This window comes from Pseudomonas sp. Leaf48 (assembly GCF_001421885.1).
In the GTDB taxonomy this organism is placed as follows: Bacteria; Pseudomonadota; Gammaproteobacteria; order Pseudomonadales; family Pseudomonadaceae; genus Aquipseudomonas.
This window is the reverse complement of the sequence record NZ_LMLH01000009.1, coordinates 99,148-117,090: the sequence shown is the minus strand read 5'-3', so window position 1 is coordinate 117,090 and position 17,943 is coordinate 99,148. Positions and strand designations below refer to the sequence as shown.

Genomic DNA, 17,943 nt, shown 5'->3' with positions numbered 1-17,943 from the left:
TACCAATGCCCAATTCATCTCAACGCTCTTTCCTGCGCCTGTTGCTGGCCGGCATGTTTGCCTTTGTACTGGCCCCCCAGGCCAGCGCCGACGAAGCCAAGCGCCTGCGCATCGGCATCACGCTGCACCCTTATTACAGCTACGTGGCCAACATCGTCGGCGACAAGGCCGAGGTGGTGCCGCTGATTCCGGCCGGTTTCAACCCGCACGCCTACGAACCCCGCGCCGAAGACATCAAGCGCATCAGCGGGCTCGATGTAGTCGTGCTCAACGGTGTCGGCCATGACGACTTCGCCGACCGCATGATCGCCGCCAGCGAAACCCCGAAGGTCCCGGTGATCGAAGCCAACGAAAACGTGCCCCTGCTGGCCGCCACTGGCGTTGCCGCCCGGGGGGCAGGCAAGGTGGTCAATCCCCATACCTTCCTGTCGATCAGCGCCTCCATTGCCCAGGTCAACAACATCGCCCGGGAACTGGGCAAGCTCGATCCAGCCAACGCCAGGACCTACACCGAGAACGCCCGCGCTTACGGCAAGCGCCTGCGCAAGATGCGCGCCGACGCACTGGCCAAGCTGACCCAGGCACCGAACGCCGAACTGCGGGTGGCCACGGTGCATGCGGCCTACGACTACCTTCTGCGCGAGTTCGGCCTGGAAGTGACCGCCGTGGTGGAGCCGGCCCACGGTATCGAGCCGAGCCCAAGCCAGTTGAAAAAGACCATCGATCAGCTGCGTGAGCTGGACGTGAAGGTGATTTTCTCGGAGATGGATTTCCCGTCCTCCTACGTCGATACCATTCAGCGCGAATCCGGTGTGAAGCTGTATCCGCTGTCGCACATTTCCTACGGCGAATACACCGCTGACAAGTACGAAAAAGAGATGACCGGCAACCTCAACACTGTGGTGCGGGCGATTCAGGAGTCTGGGGCATGACGTCGAAAGAGACCATCCTGACCAACGCCGAACCCCCTGTAGGAGCGGGCTTGCTCGCGAATGCGGTGGGTCGGTCGGCAACATCGTTGAATGACACTCCGCTTTCGCGAGCAAGCCCGCGCCTACAGGTTTCGGGTCCGACCCTGGACTTTGCCGACGTCAGTCTGACCCTCGGGCGCACGACGATCCTCGACAAGGTGACCTTCCAGGTCCGGCCAGGCAGTGTGCATGCGCTGGTCGGCCCCAACGGCGGTGGCAAGAGTTCGCTGATCAAGACCCTGCTCGGGCAGATGCCGCATCAGGGCCGTTTGAGCCTGCAGTGGCCCGGCGAGCCTGGCACCATCGGCTATGTACCCCAGGCCCTGGAGTTCGACCGGGGCCTGCCGATGACCGTCGACGATTTTATGGCCGCGATGTGCCAGCGGCGCCCGGCGTTCCTTGGTTTGAGCAAGCACTACGCGGCCGCCATCGGCGAGGCGCTGGTGCGGGTCGGCATGCAGGACAAGCGCAAGCGGCGCATGGGCGCGCTGTCCGGCGGTGAACGCCAGCGGGTGTTGCTGGCCCAGGGGCTGATCCCGTCGCCGCAATTGCTGGTGCTCGACGAGCCGATGTCGGCCCTTGATGAGGCGGGCATCCAGGTGTTCGAACGCTTGCTTGCGCACTGGCGAACGGCGGGCATCACCGTGCTGTGGATCGAACACGATCTGGAGGCGGTAGGACGCCTGGCCGATCACGTCACCGGGCTCAATCGCCGGGTGCTGTTCGACGCCACACCGCAACAGGCGCTGACCCCGGAGCGGCTGTTGACGCTGTTCTCGACCCATCCACGGAGCCTTGCCTGATGAGTTACGAAGCTTTTCGTCTGATGGTCCAGGGCTGGGCGTCGTCGGGTTATCTGCCCGAGGCGCTGGCCTATGGATTTGTGGTCAACGCCCTGCTCGCCGGACTGTTGATCGGCCCTGTTCTGGGCGGCCTCGGCACCCTGGTGGTGGTCAAGCGGTTCGCGTTTTTCTCCGAAGCGGTCGGTCACGCCGCACTGACCGGCGTGGCCATCGGCATTCTGCTCGGCGAGCCTTACACGGGTCCTTACGGCAGTCTGTTCGGCTACTGCCTGCTGTTCGGCATCCTGCTCAATTACCTGCGCAACCGCACCGGGCTGGCGCCGGATACCTTGATCGGCGTGTTTCTTTCAGTGTCCCTGGCGCTCGGCGCGAGCCTGCTGCTGATCCTGGCGGGCAAGATCAACGTGCACATTCTGGAAAACGTGCTGTTCGGCTCGGTGCTGACGGTCAACGGCAATGATCTGCTGGTACTGGCCATCGTCGGTTCGCTGGTCATGGCCCTGGCCTTGCCACTGTACAACCGCATCATGCTGGCCAGCTTCAATCCGCAACTGGCGGCGGTACGCGGGGTGGCGGTGAAGTCCCTGGACTATCTGTTCGTGATCCTGGTGACTCTGATCACCGTCGCAGCAGTGAAAGTCATCGGCGCGATTCTGGTCGGCGCCCTGCTGGTAATTCCGGCCGCGGCGGCACGCTTGCTCAGCCAGTCGCTCAAAGGCTTTTTCTGGTGCTCGGTACTGATCGCCACGGTCAGCACCCTGTGCGGAATTCTCGCACCGATCATCTTCGACCTGCCGATTCCGTCCGGCGCCGCGATCATTCTGGTGGCCGGTATTGCCTTCGCCCTGGCCGCCATTGCGCGCGGTGTCGTCCCCAGCCTGAAAGGGAACCTTGGATAAATGTCATTTTCTCTGCGTCAACTGACCCTGGCCCTTGCCCTGTGCGGGCTGGCGACAACGACAGGCGCCGCCGACAGCGGCAAACCGCTGCGCGTGCTGGCCTCGTTGCCGATTACCTATGGATTGGGTGAAGTGCTGCTCAAGGGCACCGACGTCAGCCTCGAACGCGCGGCCCCGGCCAACCTGCCCGGCAGCCGCCAGACCGCCTACTTCACCGGGCGTGGCGCGGCGGCGCTGGCGAAACTGGCGAGCGACGCCGATGCCGTGATCGGCGTGCGCTCGCTGTGGCCGGATGATCCGCTGTACCCGATCTCGCGCCGTAGCAATATCCGTATCGTCGAAATCGACGCGGCGCGCCCGGTCGACGGCGCCCTGCCCGGCATTGCCGTGCAGCCCGGCAACCAGGTTGATGGCCTGAACAGCCAGCCATGGCTTTCCAGCAATAACATGGGGCGTATGGCCGATGTGATGGCAGCGGATCTGGTACGCCTGAACCCCGCAGCCAAACCGAAAATCGATGCCAACCTGGCAGCGCTCAAGCAGCGCTTGCTAAAGCTCAGCGCCGACAGCGAGGCGCGGCTGGCTGCGGCAGACAACCTCAGCGTGATGAGCCTGAGCGATCACTTCGGCTACTTGATTGGCGGGCTCAACCTGGAACTGGCCGGTCTGGACGCGCGGCCGGATGCCGAATGGACGCCCGAAGCATTGAAGCAACTGGGCGCGACGCTCAAGGACAATGAGGTGGCCGTGGTGCTGCATCATCGGCAGCCGTCGGATGCGGTGAAAGCGGTGATTGCCGAGTCTGGCAGTCAGTTGATGGTGTTGAGTATCGACGCCGAAGATCCGGTGGCGGAGCTGGAAGGAAATGTGGACTCACTGATCAAGGGGCTTAGCGATAAGCCCGCAACATAAGATCAAAAGATCATCCGAACACAGCCCGAGCCTGCGGTAGTTCCTGCAGGGAAATGTGGTTGTCAGATGGGCTGCAGCGGCATCGTCAGCTCGACGCGCAACCCATCCGGGCGACTATCGAAACGCAGGGTGCAACCGCAACGCTGGACGATGGCCTGCACAATCGCCAGCCCCAGGCCGCAGCCGGTGCTCTGGCCGTTGCGCCAGAAGCGCTGGGTCAGGTTTTGCAGATCTTCCTCAGCGATACCCGGGCCGTGGTCGCGTACCACGAACTGCACACGATTGCCGGCAGTTTCCACGCTCAACTCGACAGACTTGTCGGCTGGTGTATGACGCAGCGCGTTATCGAGCAAGTTGCGCAACGCGGCAATCGACAACACCGCGGGCATTTGCACCGGTGCACCCGAAACCTTGTTCGGCGACTGGAACCTGATGCGCTGGCGGTCACCACTTGCCGCATCCTGGATCGCCAGTTTTGCCACCTGCTCGGCGTTGCACTGCACACCGTCATCGAACGACAGGCTGCCTTCGACTCGCGCCAACAACAGCAATTGCTCGAGGGTCCGGTGCATGCGGTCCGCGCCCTCTTCAGCCCGGGCCAGGGACTGATCCCGCGCCGCGCCGTCAGTCATCCGCGCCACTTGCAAGTGGGTCTTGATGGCTGTCAACGGGCTGCGTAGTTCGTGGGCCGCGTCGCCGGTCAGGCGACGCTCGCGTTCGATGGCCTTGCCGATCCGCTGGAGCAACTGATTCTGGGTTTCGAGCAAGGGTTGCAATTCGCTGGGCAGCGGCTGGATCTGCAACGGCTCCAGGGAGTCGGCGCTACGGCGCATCAAGGCATCGCGCATGCGGTTGAGCGGTGCCAGCCCCTGGCCAATTCCGAGCCAGAGCAGGCACAAGCAACCGAGCAGCGCCACGCCGACCGGCACCGATGCAGCGAGCAGGATCGACATGTTCAACGCCTCACGTTCGATCTGCCGGTCGGCAGTGGTGATGCGCAGATCGCCACGGGCCAGGGTGAAACTGCGCCATGGCGCACCGTCGATCATCTGATCGTGAAAGCCCATTTTCTCGGCTTCCAGGGCTTGTTGCGGATCCATATGGCTGCGCGCGAGGATTTCACCGCGCAAGGAACTGACCTGACAGGCCATGCCACCGGGAATGTTCAATTGTTCGGCACTGAAATGGGTGCCTTCGCCCTTGCTCGACACGGGCGGCAACTGCTCCATCAAGCCGGCGACCATGCGCGCCGAAGCCACCAGCCGCTGGTCGAGGGAAAACATCATCTGATTACGCAGATCGCTGAGCATCCAGGCCGCCGCCAGGGCCCAGATTAACGCAAAGGCGGCGCCGAGCGTCAGGCTCAGGCGCAAACGCAGGCTCATCACTTCGATTCTTCTCCGCCATTGGCCGGCCCCAGGCGATAGCCCAGGCCGCGCACCGTCTCGACAATACCATTGCCGAGTTTACGCCGCAGGTGATGGATATGGACGTTGAGGGCGTTGCTTTCCAGCTCGTCGTTGAAGCCGTAGACGCTGTCCTTTAGTTGCTCGGTGGATAGCACCCGCCCTCGATTATGCAGTAGTGCCTGCAGCAAAGACTGCTCGCGGCGCGACAGGTCCACCGCTTTGCCGCCGAGCCTGGTTTCACGACTACTGGGGTCGTACGTCAAGGCACCGTGCTCGATAAGGTTGACACTGCGCCCCGCCACCCGCCGCAACAGCGTGTGCAGACGCGCGGCGAGCTCGCGAAGATCAAACGGCTTGAGCAGATAATCGTCGGCGCCAGCCTGCAGGCCATCGACACGATCAGTGACCGAGTCACGGGCCGTCAGTATCAGTACGGGCAACTCCAGGCCGTTGTGACGCAGCTGCTGCAGCAACTTGAGACCATCTTCGTCCGGCAAGCCGAGATCGAGGACCATGACGTCGAACTGCGCCACCTTCAACATGGCCCGGGCAGCAGAGGCAGTGGCCACATGCTCTACCGTCAGGCCCTGGGCGCTCAGCCCGGCGACGATTCCACTGGCAATCAGCTCATCGTCTTCGCAAACCAGTACGTGCATGGGAGCTCCCTGAGCGAAAACATCAGTGAAACAGGTGAAGATTAAGCCTCAATTATGGCAAGGGCTATGGCCGGCGAAAAGGCGTAATCAATACCGACAAATGATGCATTACCAATGAAACTACCACGAAGCATTTTAACCGTCTCATCCATTCGCAATATGCCTGATGCCATTGGAAATAAAATATCCAACAAAGACATTATTAAAACCGTTCCTTTCAGCGTTAATCTTTATTCATCTCAGCACATCTGACAATCAGCCCACTCAATCACCAACAACAACCAATCAAAGAAAGGATTCAACCCATGCTAATTCTTAAAAACTTTGTCGCCGTCGACTGGCGTGCAGGAAAAGACAAAATCTATTTCTTTTTCAAGGACAGCAATACATATTCCGAGTTCGATATCGCCGAAGACAAAGTCGCCGACGGATTCCCTCGGGAAGTGACCGCCGCGGACTGGCACGACTTCCATCCCCATGCGAAAAACCTGCGCTTCGGGTTCACCACAACGGGTTTCGAACCCACCCGGAATTTTGGAATGGATTCGGACATATTGTGGCTGTTCTACTTTGACAATGGCGTACCCATGGTGTGCAAGTACGATCAGGATGCCCGTCAGGTCAATAGAACAGATCGTGTCGCCGACTCATCCTGGCACTTGTTACTTCCTTACTTTGATCGCATCGTAGCCGGCACATGGCGGGAGAGCGCGCTCAATCGGCGCTCATTCAGATTCATCCTGAACGACGGAAATGCCATAGAACTGGATTTACTTAGAAAACAATTGATCCATCATGCCATCAGTGAAAAGACCTGGCCCGGACTGGCACCCTATAAACACCGGATCATTACCGCCGTGCAGAACGACCGCAGTTTAGCCAACAGCCATTTCTACGTATTTCTGACCCAGAATGAATATCTACGATACGACCTTTGGAACAACGCCCTGGAGGCCGGCCCAATGAAAGTCGATGACACGAATTGGCCAGGCCTGCCACAAATTTGAAGGCTGCCCCTCTACGAGTGGTCGACCAAAGGGAAGTACGAAGTGGGTCAATCAGTTATCAAACAAAAACAAACAACCCTCAACACGACGAACCTGGAGTTGATTGACTTTACTGAACTATTAACCCCACCCATAACCCAATCAAACGGACTAAACCATGCCAAAACTGAAGAACACCGTCGCCGTCGACTGGCGAGACGGAAAAGACAAGATTTACTTCTTCTTCAAAGACACCGAAACTTACTCTCGCTTTGATATAGCTGCGAATGGGATTCTTCCCGAGTACCCCAAAAGCGTCTACGGCAACTGGGGGGAATTCGCGCCACACGTAAAAAACCTGCGTTTTGGATTCACGGGTGCAGGCAACGGCCATGCAAAAGATACACTTTGGCTATTCTATTACCAGGATAACACTCCGATGGTATGCGAGTATTCTCAGGATAGTGACAGCGTTGTATCCAGTAAACCAGTTTCCCAAACCAAATGGGCAGCACTGCATCCTCACTTCGATCGAATTGTTGGAGTCAGATGGATATCTGAACCAAACCAATTTCGGGTGCTATTGAGAGATAATTTTGTGCTTGACTTCAACGTGCTCTTTAATCGTCTCACAAAGCTATCACTTCAAAAAGCCGGCTGGGAGAAGCTAGAAAAATACAAGGATAGCCTGATGACTGCGGTGCTGGACGACACCCCTGCTTTCCACAGCACTTTCTACATTTTCCTCACCAACGGCCAATATTTCAGGCACCAGAGCATCGATGCTTTGACTGGCCCATTCGATGTAAATGAAGGTAACTGGCCTGGCCTGAGATCAAACTGAATACGGGCAACCCTTCACTCAGCCATTTCGATTATTCGCCACACCTGAAAGGAATCAGACCATGTCAAAACTTGAAAATTTTGTTGCCTTTGACTGGCGCTCAGGAAAGGACAAAATTTATTTCTTCTTCAAAGATACCAATACGTACACTCGATTTGATATTGCACAGGGATGGGCAGCCATGGGCTTCCCTAAAGCCATCAACCATAGTACCTGGCATGATTTTCACGTAAATGCAAAAAACCTGCGCTTTGGCTTTACCACTAAACTTGACATACTACTTACTCCATACATCACCAAATCCCGCGATATTCTTTGGCTGTTTTATTATCAAGGCACCACACCCCGGGTCTGCGAGTACGATCAAGAAACTGATAAAGTATGGAGCGACCGCAAGCTTGCCGATACTCACTGGCACCCAATTCTTCCGTATTTCGATCACATTATCGCAGGCACATGGTGGGATATCACCGTTGAATGGATAGGAGAACCTAATCCAATACGATTCCTTATGGACAATGGATATTCCCTGAGTCTTCAAAGGGGAAACTTGACGGTTGAAACCATCAACGAAATGACTTGGCGAGGCCTGGAGCCTTACAAGCATCGAATGATTACCGCAGCACAAAATGATCGGACACTTGCCAGTAGTCACTTCTACATTTTCCTGACCAATGACGAATACCTCGTCTACAACATGCCGGAAAACAGAGTCATGGGCTGTTACCCGGTCAACGACGAGACATGGCCCGGCCTGCTGCGCGACTGAGCTTCATCACAGACCATGGCAGACTTGCGTGGCGGTTAATCACCGGTTAATCGCCACCCTCCATCGTGCACCTCACATGCACACGGACAAGCCTCAACCATGCGTCGATTCTTTTTATTTTTTGTTCTCCTGATCTCGGGTCTGGCCCATGCGGGGACAAACCCGTTCGAAACCAAACCTGACTTTCTTCCCGTCGGAAAAGCCTTCATTTTCACCTCCGAACGCCTGGACTCCGGCGAAACACAACTTTATTGGCAGATCGCCGATGGTTACTACCTGTACCAGCAGCGCCTGAAATTTGATGGTTTACCCGAGCAGCACAAGCCGGCATTGCCCGAGGGCGAATCCCACAGCGATGAGTTCTTCGGTGAACAGCAGGTCTATCGCCAGGGCCTGGAGCTGAAAATTCCGGCGGGCGCCACCGGGCAAATCAAGGTGGGTTTCCAGGGCTGTGCCGATGCCGGTCTGTGTTATCCGCCGCAAACCCAGGTCGTGGATCTGGGTGGAATAGCTGCCACCTCCGCGCTAGACGAAGCGCCGGACCAGGCTTTGGCCAGTGGCCTGCAGCAACGGGCGCTGGGCTGGAGTCTGCTGGTATTTTTCGGTCTGGGCCTGTTGCTGGCCTTCACGCCTTGCACGTTGCCGATGTTGCCGATTCTGGCCGGTTTGATCGTTGGCAGCGGCGCCACGCCCAAACGTGGTTTTGCGCTGGCGGCCAGCTATGTCGTGAGCATGGCACTGGTGTACGCGGCGATGGGTGTGCTGGCGGCGATGCTCGGTGCTAACCTTCAGGCGCTGCTGCAAAATCCTTGGTTGCTGGGCACTTTTGCCGCGGTGTTCGTGTTACTGGCGTTGCCGATGTTCGGCTTCTTCGAACTGCAATTGCCAGTGGCCGTTCGTGATCGCCTGGAGAATGTCTCGCGCAATCAGCGCGGTGGCAGTCTGGTCGGTGCGGGTGTGCTGGGAGCCGTGTCCGGTTTGCTGGTGGGCCCGTGCATGACCGCCCCTCTGGCCGGCGCGTTGCTCTATATCGCGCAAAGCGGCAATGCGCTGCACGGCGGGCTGATTCTGTTCGCCATGGGCGTCGGCATCGGTGTGCCACTGTTGTTACTGGTAACCGTAGGCAATCGCTTCCTGCCCAAACCCGGCGCGTGGATGAACCTGCTCAAAGGCGTATTCGGCTTCCTGTTCCTGGCCACCGCATTGCTGATGCTGCGCCCGGTGCTGGATGAATCCCTGTGGATCGGGTTGTGCGGCGCCTTGCTGGTGATCGCCGCGTACAGCAGCTGGCGTCAGGCCTCGGGTTTCAGTCGAACCGCCCACGTGTTCGGTGCCGGTTCTTTGTTGCTGGGGTTGTGGGGCAGCTTGCTGATGATCGGTGCCGCTGGCGGCAGCGACGATCTGCTCAAGCCATTGCAGGTCTACAGTGCCTCGAACGAGAGCAGTGTCGCCCGCCCCGTCGGCCACGACGCCTTCACTACGATCAAGGACCCGGCAGCGCTGCAACGGGAGCTCGACGCGGCACGGGCACAGGGCCAATGGGTGCTGCTGGACTACTATGCCGACTGGTGTGTGTCGTGCAAAGTCATGGAAAAACGGGTATTCGGCAAAGCCGAGGTGCTCGACGCCTTGAGCGATGTGCGCTTGCTGCGACTCGATGTCACCGCCGACAATGCCGCCAGCCGTGAGCTGCTCGGCCGTTACAAGGTGCCGGGGCCGCCGAGCCTGCTGTGGATCGGCGCCGATGGCGAGGAGCGCCGCAGTCAGCGCATCACCGGTGAGGTCGATGCCGCTACTTTCCTGCAACGCTGGACCACTACCCGAGACGCCCGTTAATGCTGACCTTTACCCTCGGCACCTTTGCCATCGCGCTTAATCACCTGTTGTTGATCAGTGCGCTGGTGCTGGCAACTTTTGTCGGTTGGCGAGTGGCCAAGCGCGGCGGCGAAAATCCCGAGTCGGCGCTGTTCAGCCTTTTTCTGCTGGGCATGCTGGCCGCTCGCATCGGTTTCGTGGCCGTTTACTGGGCACACTATCGTAGCGACCCGTGGCAAATCATCGATCTGCGCGATGGCGGTTTCCTCGCCTGGCCCGGAGTCATCGCCGTGCTGCTCGCCACCTTGTATCGCGGCTGGCGACGCCCGGGCCTGCGCCGCCCGCTGGGTTTTGGCGTGGCCAGCGGACTGGCGTTCTGGTTGCTGGCCACTTTCTCACTGAGCATTTACGAGCAAGGCACCCGTCTACCGCAAGTCACCCTGAAAAATGCTGCCGGACAAACCGTGCAACTGGCCGACTATCAGGGCGGCCCGTTGGTGATCAATCTATGGGCCACCTGGTGCCCGCCGTGTCGCCGGGAAATGCCCGTGCTGGAAAACGCCCAGCAACAGCGGCCGGACCTGACATTCCTGTTCGTCAATCAGGCTGAAAGCATGCAAAGCGTCGCAACGTTCCTGGAAACCCAGGGCCTGAGCCTGTCCAACGTGCTGTTCGACGGCGGCGGTCGCCTGGGCCAGGCCGTTGGCTCCATGGCATTGCCGACCACGCTGTTCTACAGTCCCGAGGGCCGCCTGCTGGCCAGCCACCTGGGCGAATTGTCGGATGCCAGCCTGGCCCGCGCCCTGGAAAATTTCGACACCCCAAATTCTGCCACACCGGCCAATACCTCAAGGAAACTGCCATGTCCCGCCTCCGCCACCTGCTGACCCTGAGCCTCGGTGCAGCCCTGCTGCACCTGCCATCGCTGCAGGCCGAAGAGTTGCCCGACGCGATCAAGAAGATCGAAGCCAAAGGCGCGAAAATCGTCGGCCAGTTCGACGCACCGGACGGGTTGCGCGGTTATGCCGCGCAATACCAGAACCGCGGCATGGCGCTGTACCTGACGCCGGATGGCAAGCATGTACTGCTGGGCAATCTTTACGATGCCGAAGGGAACGACCTCAGCAGCGCCCCCCTGCAAAAACTGGTGTACGCGCCAATGTCCAAGGAAGTCTGGGCCAAGATGGAAGCGAGCAACTGGATCGGCGACGGTAACAAGGATGCGCCGCGCGTGGTGTACCTGTTCAGCGATCCGAACTGCCCGTACTGCAACATGTTCTGGGAGCAGGCGCGGCCCTGGGTCAAGGCCGGCAAGGTGCAACTGCGGCACATCATGGTCGGCATCATCCGTGAGGACAGCCCCGGCAAGTCCGCCGCGCTGCTTGCCGCCAAGGACCCGCAAAAGGCCCTGGAAGAACACGAAAAAGCCGGCAAGAGCAGCTCGCTCAAGGCCTTGAAAGAAGTGCCACCGCAAATTCAGGAGAAACTCACAGCCAACATGCAACTGATGGAAGAACTGGAGCTGTCGGCCACTCCGGCGATTTTCTACATGGACGCCAAGGGTGAATTGCAACAGCAGCAGGGGGCACCATCACCGGATAAGCTGGTGGAGATTCTCGGGCCGAAGTGATCCCACACGCCCATCGTCGCAACAGCACCTGGAGCCGACCGCTCCGAGCAGCGTTGCGACGATAGGGTTGGAGACAGCGACTAGTTTTTTCGAGCCAGAAACTTCAATAGCGCCGCGGTCACGTACTCGGGGTTCACCGCAGCCCGCAATCAGATGGAACGTGAGCCACAAGGAGAGTTTCAGGAAAAGGCTGTCACTTTGCGAGCTGAGCCGCAGGTTCGACCGGGGGGACCGGCACCAGCGCAATCTTGTACGGTTGGAAAATCCTCAGCATCTGGCCGTTCTCGCGCAAGTCTTGCAACACCTTGGCAAAGGCCTCGCCGCTGATGGGCCCGGACGGACGCAAAATGGCGTAGTGGTGATAAATCTGATCGACACGCTGGGACACCAGTAACTCGTCGGCAACTTTTTCGTTACGCAACAAGTAGTCGCTCAGATAGGAGCGTGTGACCAGGGCAATGTCGGCGCGGCCACGCAATACCATCAGCAGATTGCTGTCGTGGGAATAGGTCAGCGTGCCATTGTAATTCTTCGCGAGGAGCTGGGGGTCGGCATTGAAGTTGGCGAATTCGTAATGGTAGCCACTGAACAGTGCCAGGCGCTTGCCGGTGAGATCGGTAAAGTAGCTTTGCTGGCGCTCGGGCAGACGTTGCGCGACGAAGATTTCCGCATCTTCGAGCCCCATATCAACGGCGACATGGGGAATATTTTCCCAACCCCAGGCAGGATTCTCGAAGATCGCCATGTCGACCCGGCCCTGCCTGAAGTCACCGAAGCGCCGAGGAATAGAGGTGGGGACCAGGACGAAGCGATAATCGCTTTGTACTGTATTGAGTGCCTCGACCAGTTGCGGCAACAAGCCGGTGTCGACGCCGGACTCCGGGCGCACGGTGTAGGGCGGAAAGTGCGCAGCGCCAATGCGCACCAATTGCGCAGCATGCGTCGGCACCAGTGAGAACACCCCTAGCGTCGCCAGCAAAAGCCGTGCGGCCGGCCGAAATGGCGAACCCATCAACAACCCACTCCTCAATAAAACAGCATCAATGCATTCAAGCCAGGCGGTTTTGCCCAGTTAGCCAGTTTCCTGCCGGCCAATACAAGCCTATTGCTGATCCTTCATCACCAGAATCAAAGCCTCTTGGGCCAATTGATCGACGCTCATACTGCCGTCAGGGCGAAACCAGGTGATGGTCCAGGACAACGCACCGGTGAGGAATCGGCGAGTGACAAACACATCGCCATGAATGAAACCGGCGGTCTTGGCCTCACCCAGCACCTCAAGCCAGATGTCTTCATAGATATCTCGTAGTGCCAGCACCTTGGCCTGGCCCTCTTCGGACAGCGAACGCCACTCGTAGACCAGTACCGCCATGGCTTCGCCGCTGCCACCCATGATCGACTGCAATTCACAGCGGATCAGCGCCAACACGCGCTCGCGCACATTGCCGGCCTCGGCGATGGCGGCACGCATCAACGCGGTGTTGTAGCGAATGGTCTCTTCCATCACCGCGCGCAGGATCTCGTCCTTGCTCTTGAAGTGATGAAAAATACTTCCGGACTGAATGCCCACCGCACCGGCCAGGTCGCGTACGGTGGTGCGTTCATAGCCTTTGTTGCGAAACAGGTGAGCGGCTACTTGCAACAGCTTGCCGCGGGCGCTGTCCGGGTCAGTGAGTTGGCTGCTGTCCACCAATTGGCGCATGACCTTCAGGGCTTTTTGCTCGTCCACCCATTATCTCCTACAGTCGATCAATCGTTGACGCCCGATCCCCGGAAACTCTGGGGTTGCGCCGGCAATTTAAGCTGACCGATGCAACCAAGCAAGCGCTTGGCAGAAGAAAACCCAGCCATTTACAAACCAAGCGCTTGCTTGGTAATGTCGATGCACTTCGGTGGGAGGTGGTTATGGAACGGACTGCGCCAAAAACTGTTCGCATCGGTTGCGCCAGCGCCTTTTGGGGTGACACCTCGACTGCGGCAGCGCAATTGGTCGAATGCGGGCATCTGGATTATCTGGTGTTCGACTATCTGGCCGAAATCACCATGTCGATCATGGCCGGCGCACGCATGAAAGATCCCCAGGCTGGCTATGCGGGCGACTTCATAGAAGTCCTCACGCCCTTGCTGGCACAGCTCGCAGAACAAAAAATCCGCGTCATCAGCAACGCCGGCGGCGTCAACCCCCTGGCTTGTGCAGCAGCCTTGCAGGCAGCCTGCGACAAGGCGGGCGTAGCACTGAAAATCGCCGTGCTGCTGGGTGATGACCTGCAACCGCAGTTCAAACGACTGGGCAGCCTGGGTATCGAGGAAATGTTCAGCGGCGCACCGCTGCCACCCTTGTGCGTCTCGACCAACGCCTACCTCGGCGCGCCGGGCATCGTCGAAGCCCTGCGCCTGGGTGCGGACATTGTGATCACCGGGCGTGTGGTCGACAGCGCCGTGGTCAGCGCCGCCCTAGTGCATGAGTTCAACTGGTCGTGGCACGACTACGACAAATTGGCCCAGGCGGCCCTGGCCGGTCATATCATCGAATGCGGCGCCCAGTGTACCGGTGGCAACTACACCGATTGGCGCGATGTTACGGACTACGAACACATCGGTTTCCCCATCGTCGAAGTCAGCGCCGACAGTCAGTTCATCGTCAGCAAGCCCGCAGGCACAGGCGGCCTGGTCACGCCGCTGACGGTGGGTGAGCAGATGCTCTATGAAATTGGCGATCCTCGGGCCTATCTGTTGCCCGATGTGGTGTGCGACTTCACTCAAGTCAGGCTGGTGCAACAGGGCAAGAACGCGGTGCAGGTACACGGTGCCAAAGGCTTGCCACCTACCGCCCAATACAAGGTCAGCGCCACCTGCCCGGACGGTTTTCGCTGCACGGCCAGTTGCCTGATCGCCGGTATCGATGCCGTCGACAAGGCACGCCGGGTCAGCGAAGCCATCATCAACAAGACCTCGCAAATGCTCAGTCAACGCGGCTGGGCGCCGTACAGCGAGGTGAACATCGAGTTGCTGGGCAGCGAAGCCACCTACGGCCCCCACGGCCAGCGCCAGGACAGCCGCGAAGTGGTGATCAAGATCGCAGTGCGCCATGCCAGTAAACACGCGCTGATCCTTTTCTCCCGGGAAATTGCCCAAGCGGCCACTGGTATGGCGCCGGGGCTGACCGGGATTGTCGGTGGCCGGCCGACGGTATATCCGCTGATCCGGCTGTTCTCGTTCCTGATCGACAAGAACGCCTGCCAGCTGGAAATCGACCTCAGCGGTGAGCGCCATCCGTGCGCCCTGCCCACCCTCGATGTGCTCGACAGCAACGACTTGCCCGCACCCTTCGCACCGCCAAAGCCCGCGGGGCCGGCCGACGCCAGCGTGGCCCTGGTCAAACTCGCCGTCGCGCGCTCCGGCGACAAGGGCAATCACAGCAACATAGGTGTCATGGCCCGCGAGCCCGAATACCTGCCGTGGATCGCCGAAGCGTTGACCCCGGAGGTGATCGTCGACTGGATGAATCACGTCCTCGATCCGGTCCACGGACGGGTGGAACGCTGGTATCTGCCTGCCAGCCACAGCCTGAATTTCCTCCTGGAGAACGCCCTCGGCGGTGGCGGTATCGCCAGCCTGCGGATTGATCCACAAGGCAAAGCCTTCGCCCAGCAACTGCTGGAAATCCAGATTCCGGTGCCACAGAGCATCGCCGACCAAGTCAAGTAGAGGACTGCCGCCATGGCCTACGATTCGATTTTCAAAGCCGATCTGTTTGCCGGCCAAAACATCATCGTCACCGGCGGCGGCAGTGGCATCGGACGCTGCACCGCCCATGAGCTGGCGGCCCTCGGCGCCCACGTGCTGCTGGTCGGGCGCAACGCCGACAAGCTGAAGAACGTCGCGGCTGAAATTGCCGAAGACGGCGGCCAGGCCGATTGGGCCGTTTGCGATATTCGCGAGGAAGAGCCGGTCAAACATCTGGTCAGCGAACTGATCGGCAAACACGGCCCCATCCATGGCCTGGTCAACAACGCCGGCGGCCAGTATCCGTCACCCCTGGCCTCGATCAATCAAAAGGGCTTCGAAACCGTGATGCGCACCAATCTGGTCGGCGGTTTCCTGATGGCCCGGGAAGTGTTCAACCAGTCCATGAGCAAACACGGCGGGGCCATCGTCAACATGCTCGCCGACATGTGGGGCGGCATGCCCGGCATGGGCCACTCCGGTGCCGCACGCTCGGGCATGGACAACCTGACCAAGACCGCTGCGTTCGAGTGGGGTTATGCCGGGGTTCGGGTCAACGCCGTGGCGCCGGGCTGGATCGCTTCCAGCGGCATGGACACCTACGAAGGTGCGTTCAAGGCGGTGATCCCGACCTTGCGCGAACATGTACCGCTCAAGCGCATCGGCACCGAATCGGAAGTCAGCGCCGCGATCGTTTTCCTGCTCAGCCCGGCGGCGGCCTTTGTCAGTGGCAGTACGTTACGCATCGATGGTGCCGCCAGCCTCGGCGGGCGCGCCTGGCCGATTCACAAGGCGAAAAACAGCGAGTCGTACAACGGTTTCCACCGTGCCTATTTACCGGATGTGCTGCAGCTCGATGGCCGCCAGGACAAGGAATAACCCATGACGGTGATTGAGTCGCAAGTGGACCCTTTCAGCGAACAGTTCGCGCGCAATCGCGCGGCAATGCTCAGCGCCATCGAGCAAGTCCGCGAGCTGGAGCAGAACCTGCTGAACAAAGCGGAGCAAGCCCGGCCGAAATTCGAAAAGCGCGGCCAGTTGTTGCCGAGAGAACGCCTCAACCTGCTGCTGGACCCCGGCGCGCCGTTCCTCGAACTGGCGAGCCTGGCCGGCTACAAATTGCACGACGACAAGGACGGCAGCTCGGCCGGCGGTGGCTTGATCGCCGGGATCGGCTACGTGTCCGGTGTGCGCGTGCTGGTGGTGGCCAACAACAGCGCGATCAAGGGCGGGACCATCTCTCCCAGTGGCCTGAAAAAATCCCTGCGCCTGCAACAGATCGCCATGGAAAACCGCCTGCCAGTAATTACCCTCGCCGAAAGCGGCGGCGCCAACCTCAATTACGCGGCGGAGATTTTCGTCGAAGGCGCGCGCAGCTTTGCCAATCAGGCGCGCATGTCTGCCATGGGCTTGCCGCAGATCACCGTGGTACACGGCTCGGCCACGGCGGGTGGCGCCTATCAGCCGGGCTTGTCGGATTACGTGGTGGTGGTGCGTGGCAAGGCCAAGCTGTTTCTCGCCGGCCCGCCGCTGCTCAAGGCCGCCACTGGTGAGGTTGCCACCGATGAAGAACTGGGGGGCGCCGAGATGCACGCACAAACCGCCGGCACCGCCGAATACCTGGCCGAAAACGATGCCGACGGCGTGCGCCAGGTGCGCGAGATCGTCAGCCTGCTGCCGTGGAACGAACAGCTGCCGCCCCTGGCGCAACGGCACTGGGAGGAACCGCTGTACCCCATCGACGAACTGTTGGGGCTGATTCCGGACGACCCGAAAAAGCCCTATGACGTACGCGAAATCATCGCCCGCATCGCCGATGCGTCGAACTTTCTCGAATTCAAGGCCGAGTTCGATCAACAGACCGTTTGCGGTCACCTGCGGATTCAGGGCCGCGCCTGCGGCTTCATCGGCAACAACGGCCCGATCACCCCCAAGGGGGCAAGCAAGGCCGCACAGTTCATCCAGCTGTGCGACCAGAGCAAGACACCGCTGCTGTTCTTCCACAACACCACAGGCTTCATGGTCGGCACCGAGTCGGAACAGCAAGGCGTGATCAAGCACGGCGCCAAGATGATTCAGGCCGTGGCCAATGCACGGGTGCCGAAACTGACTGTGGTGGTCGGCGGCTCCTACGGTGCGGGCAACTACGCGATGTGCGGCCGCGGTCTGGACCCGCGCTTCATCTTCGCCTGGCCCAACAGCCGCACCGCCGTCATGGGCGGCGCGCAGGCAGGCAAGGTGCTGCGCATCGTTACCGAAGCCAAGCAGGCCAAGGACGGCCTGGTGCCCGACCCGAAAATGCTCGACATGCTTGAACAGGTCACCGCGCAGAAACTCGACAGCCAGTCCACGGCGCTCTATGGCAGCGCCAATCTGTGGGACGACGGTTTGATCGACCCGCGCGATACCCGGACCTTGCTCGGTTACTTGCTCGATATCTGTCACGAGGCCCAAGTGCGGCCGCTGCAAGCCAACAGTTTTGGTGTAGCCCGCTTCTGAGGGCGATCAAAGGAGAACAATAAA

The 17,943-nt window shown here is 59.8% G+C and carries 18 protein-coding genes; 13 read left to right on the top strand and 5 right to left on the bottom strand.

Translation table 11 applies throughout. The annotated features are described in order from the left end of the window. Positions 1-5: 5 nt before the first annotated feature. From ASE98_RS08885 to ASE98_RS08870, 4 genes are read left to right on the top strand one after another with little or no spacing between them, the layout of a single operon-like run. Positions 6-932 carry a metal ABC transporter substrate-binding protein gene (locus ASE98_RS08885; RefSeq protein ID WP_060541001.1) on the top strand — a complete coding sequence of 309 codons (927 nt, stop codon included), beginning with the start codon at positions 6-8 and terminating at the stop codon, positions 930-932. Further along, a complete protein-coding gene (locus tag ASE98_RS08880; protein WP_060541000.1) occupies positions 929-1,774 on the top strand; it encodes a metal ABC transporter ATP-binding protein in 846 nt (281 codons plus the stop codon). Before ASE98_RS08885 ends, ASE98_RS08880 begins: the two co-directional genes overlap by 4 nt. Beyond that, positions 1,774-2,673, top strand: a complete 900-nt coding sequence (locus ASE98_RS08875; protein ID WP_060540999.1) for a metal ABC transporter permease — start codon at positions 1,774-1,776, stop codon at positions 2,671-2,673. The genes ASE98_RS08880 and ASE98_RS08875 overlap by 1 nt, the downstream gene beginning before the upstream one ends. Then, positions 2,674-3,585, top strand: a complete 912-nt coding sequence (locus ASE98_RS08870; RefSeq protein WP_060540998.1) for a metal ABC transporter substrate-binding protein — start codon at positions 2,674-2,676, stop codon at positions 3,583-3,585. A gap of 62 nt (positions 3,586-3,647) precedes the next feature. Here the strand turns inward: ASE98_RS08870 and ASE98_RS08865 are convergent, their stop codons facing one another. The 3 genes from ASE98_RS08865 to ASE98_RS26525 are packed head-to-tail and all read right to left on the bottom strand — an operon-like array spanning position 3,648 to position 5,850. Beyond that, complete coding sequence (locus ASE98_RS08865; RefSeq protein WP_060540997.1) at positions 3,648-4,973, bottom strand: ATP-binding protein; 1,326 nt, start codon at positions 4,971-4,973, stop codon at positions 3,648-3,650. Further along, on the bottom strand, positions 4,970-5,650 hold the full coding sequence (locus ASE98_RS08860) for a response regulator (protein WP_060540996.1): 681 nt from the start codon (positions 5,648-5,650) through the stop codon (positions 4,970-4,972). Before ASE98_RS08860 ends, ASE98_RS08865 begins: the two co-directional genes overlap by 4 nt. Positions 5,651-5,691: 41 nt before the next feature. Beyond that, positions 5,692-5,850, bottom strand: coding sequence for a hypothetical protein (locus ASE98_RS26525; protein ID WP_156465487.1), 159 nt, complete (start codon positions 5,848-5,850; stop codon positions 5,692-5,694). A gap of 105 nt (positions 5,851-5,955) precedes the next feature. Between ASE98_RS26525 and ASE98_RS08855 the strand changes: the two genes are divergently transcribed. The 6 genes from ASE98_RS08855 (at position 5,956) to dsbG (ending at position 11,694) form a co-directional block, all read left to right on the top strand. After that, a complete protein-coding gene (locus ASE98_RS08855; protein WP_060540995.1) occupies positions 5,956-6,657 on the top strand; it encodes a hypothetical protein in 702 nt (233 codons plus the stop codon). A gap of 157 nt (positions 6,658-6,814) precedes the next feature. Beyond that, the gene (locus tag ASE98_RS08850; RefSeq protein ID WP_060540994.1) at positions 6,815-7,480 is read left to right on the top strand and encodes a hypothetical protein; all 666 of its coding nucleotides are present in this window, start codon (positions 6,815-6,817) and stop codon (positions 7,478-7,480) included. A 61-nt stretch (positions 7,481-7,541) separates the two neighbouring features. Beyond that, positions 7,542-8,249, top strand: a complete 708-nt coding sequence (locus ASE98_RS08845) for a hypothetical protein (RefSeq protein WP_060540993.1) — start codon at positions 7,542-7,544, stop codon at positions 8,247-8,249. Between the two features lie 99 nt (positions 8,250-8,348). Continuing rightward, on the top strand, positions 8,349-10,085 hold the full coding sequence (gene dsbD / locus ASE98_RS08840) for a protein-disulfide reductase DsbD (RefSeq protein WP_060540992.1): 1,737 nt from the start codon (positions 8,349-8,351) through the stop codon (positions 10,083-10,085). After that, entirely contained in the window at positions 10,085-10,951 is an 867-nt protein-coding gene (locus ASE98_RS08835) for a TlpA disulfide reductase family protein (protein WP_060540991.1), read from the top strand. The genes dsbD and ASE98_RS08835 overlap by 1 nt, the downstream gene beginning before the upstream one ends. Beyond that, on the top strand, positions 10,927-11,694 hold the full coding sequence (gene dsbG / locus ASE98_RS08830) for a thiol:disulfide interchange protein DsbG (RefSeq protein WP_060540990.1): 768 nt from the start codon (positions 10,927-10,929) through the stop codon (positions 11,692-11,694). The genes ASE98_RS08835 and dsbG overlap by 25 nt, the downstream gene beginning before the upstream one ends. Positions 11,695-11,887: 193 nt before the next feature. Here the strand turns inward: dsbG and ASE98_RS08825 are convergent, their stop codons facing one another. Both ASE98_RS08825 and ASE98_RS08820 read right to left on the bottom strand, forming a co-directional pair. Next, complete coding sequence (locus tag ASE98_RS08825; RefSeq protein WP_060540989.1) at positions 11,888-12,706, bottom strand: substrate-binding periplasmic protein; 819 nt, start codon at positions 12,704-12,706, stop codon at positions 11,888-11,890. A gap of 90 nt (positions 12,707-12,796) precedes the next feature. Next, positions 12,797-13,423, bottom strand: coding sequence for a TetR/AcrR family transcriptional regulator (locus ASE98_RS08820; RefSeq protein ID WP_060540988.1), 627 nt, complete (start codon positions 13,421-13,423; stop codon positions 12,797-12,799). Positions 13,424-13,599: 176 nt separating this feature from the next. Here ASE98_RS08820 and ASE98_RS08815 point away from each other — a divergent pair, with 176 nt between their 5' ends. From ASE98_RS08815 to atuC, 3 genes are read left to right on the top strand one after another with little or no spacing between them, the layout of a single operon-like run. Beyond that, complete coding sequence (locus tag ASE98_RS08815; protein ID WP_060540987.1) at positions 13,600-15,402, top strand: acyclic terpene utilization AtuA family protein; 1,803 nt, start codon at positions 13,600-13,602, stop codon at positions 15,400-15,402. Between the two features lie 12 nt (positions 15,403-15,414). Next, entirely contained in the window at positions 15,415-16,299 is an 885-nt protein-coding gene (locus tag ASE98_RS08810; RefSeq protein WP_060540986.1) for an SDR family oxidoreductase, read from the top strand. 3 nt (positions 16,300-16,302) lie between these two features. Continuing rightward, the gene (gene atuC, locus ASE98_RS08805; protein ID WP_060540985.1) at positions 16,303-17,919 is read left to right on the top strand and encodes a geranyl-CoA carboxylase subunit beta; all 1,617 of its coding nucleotides are present in this window, start codon (positions 16,303-16,305) and stop codon (positions 17,917-17,919) included. Positions 17,920-17,943: the final 24 nt, after the last annotated feature.

Coding starts and splice junctions, on each gene's coding strand:
- ASE98_RS08885 (WP_060541001.1), top strand. CDS start 6: ATGCCCAATTCATCTCAACGCTCTTTCCTGCGCCTGTTGCTGGCCGGC.
- ASE98_RS08880 (WP_060541000.1), top strand. CDS start 929: ATGACGTCGAAAGAGACCATCCTGACCAACGCCGAACCCCCTGTAGGA.
- ASE98_RS08875 (WP_060540999.1), top strand. CDS start 1,774: ATGAGTTACGAAGCTTTTCGTCTGATGGTCCAGGGCTGGGCGTCGTCG.
- ASE98_RS08870 (WP_060540998.1), top strand. CDS start 2,674: ATGTCATTTTCTCTGCGTCAACTGACCCTGGCCCTTGCCCTGTGCGGG.
- ASE98_RS08860 (WP_060540996.1), bottom strand. CDS start 5,650: ATGCACGTACTGGTTTGCGAAGACGATGAGCTGATTGCCAGTGGAATC.
- ASE98_RS26525 (WP_156465487.1), bottom strand. CDS start 5,850: ATGTCTTTGTTGGATATTTTATTTCCAATGGCATCAGGCATATTGCGA.
- ASE98_RS08855 (WP_060540995.1), top strand. CDS start 5,956: ATGCTAATTCTTAAAAACTTTGTCGCCGTCGACTGGCGTGCAGGAAAA.
- ASE98_RS08850 (WP_060540994.1), top strand. CDS start 6,815: ATGCCAAAACTGAAGAACACCGTCGCCGTCGACTGGCGAGACGGAAAA.
- ASE98_RS08845 (WP_060540993.1), top strand. CDS start 7,542: ATGTCAAAACTTGAAAATTTTGTTGCCTTTGACTGGCGCTCAGGAAAG.
- dsbD (WP_060540992.1), top strand. CDS start 8,349: ATGCGTCGATTCTTTTTATTTTTTGTTCTCCTGATCTCGGGTCTGGCC.
- ASE98_RS08835 (WP_060540991.1), top strand. CDS start 10,085: ATGCTGACCTTTACCCTCGGCACCTTTGCCATCGCGCTTAATCACCTG.
- dsbG (WP_060540990.1), top strand. CDS start 10,927: ATGTCCCGCCTCCGCCACCTGCTGACCCTGAGCCTCGGTGCAGCCCTG.
- ASE98_RS08825 (WP_060540989.1), bottom strand. CDS start 12,706: ATGGGTTCGCCATTTCGGCCGGCCGCACGGCTTTTGCTGGCGACGCTA.
- ASE98_RS08815 (WP_060540987.1), top strand. CDS start 13,600: ATGGAACGGACTGCGCCAAAAACTGTTCGCATCGGTTGCGCCAGCGCC.
- ASE98_RS08810 (WP_060540986.1), top strand. CDS start 15,415: ATGGCCTACGATTCGATTTTCAAAGCCGATCTGTTTGCCGGCCAAAAC.
- atuC (WP_060540985.1), top strand. CDS start 16,303: ATGACGGTGATTGAGTCGCAAGTGGACCCTTTCAGCGAACAGTTCGCG.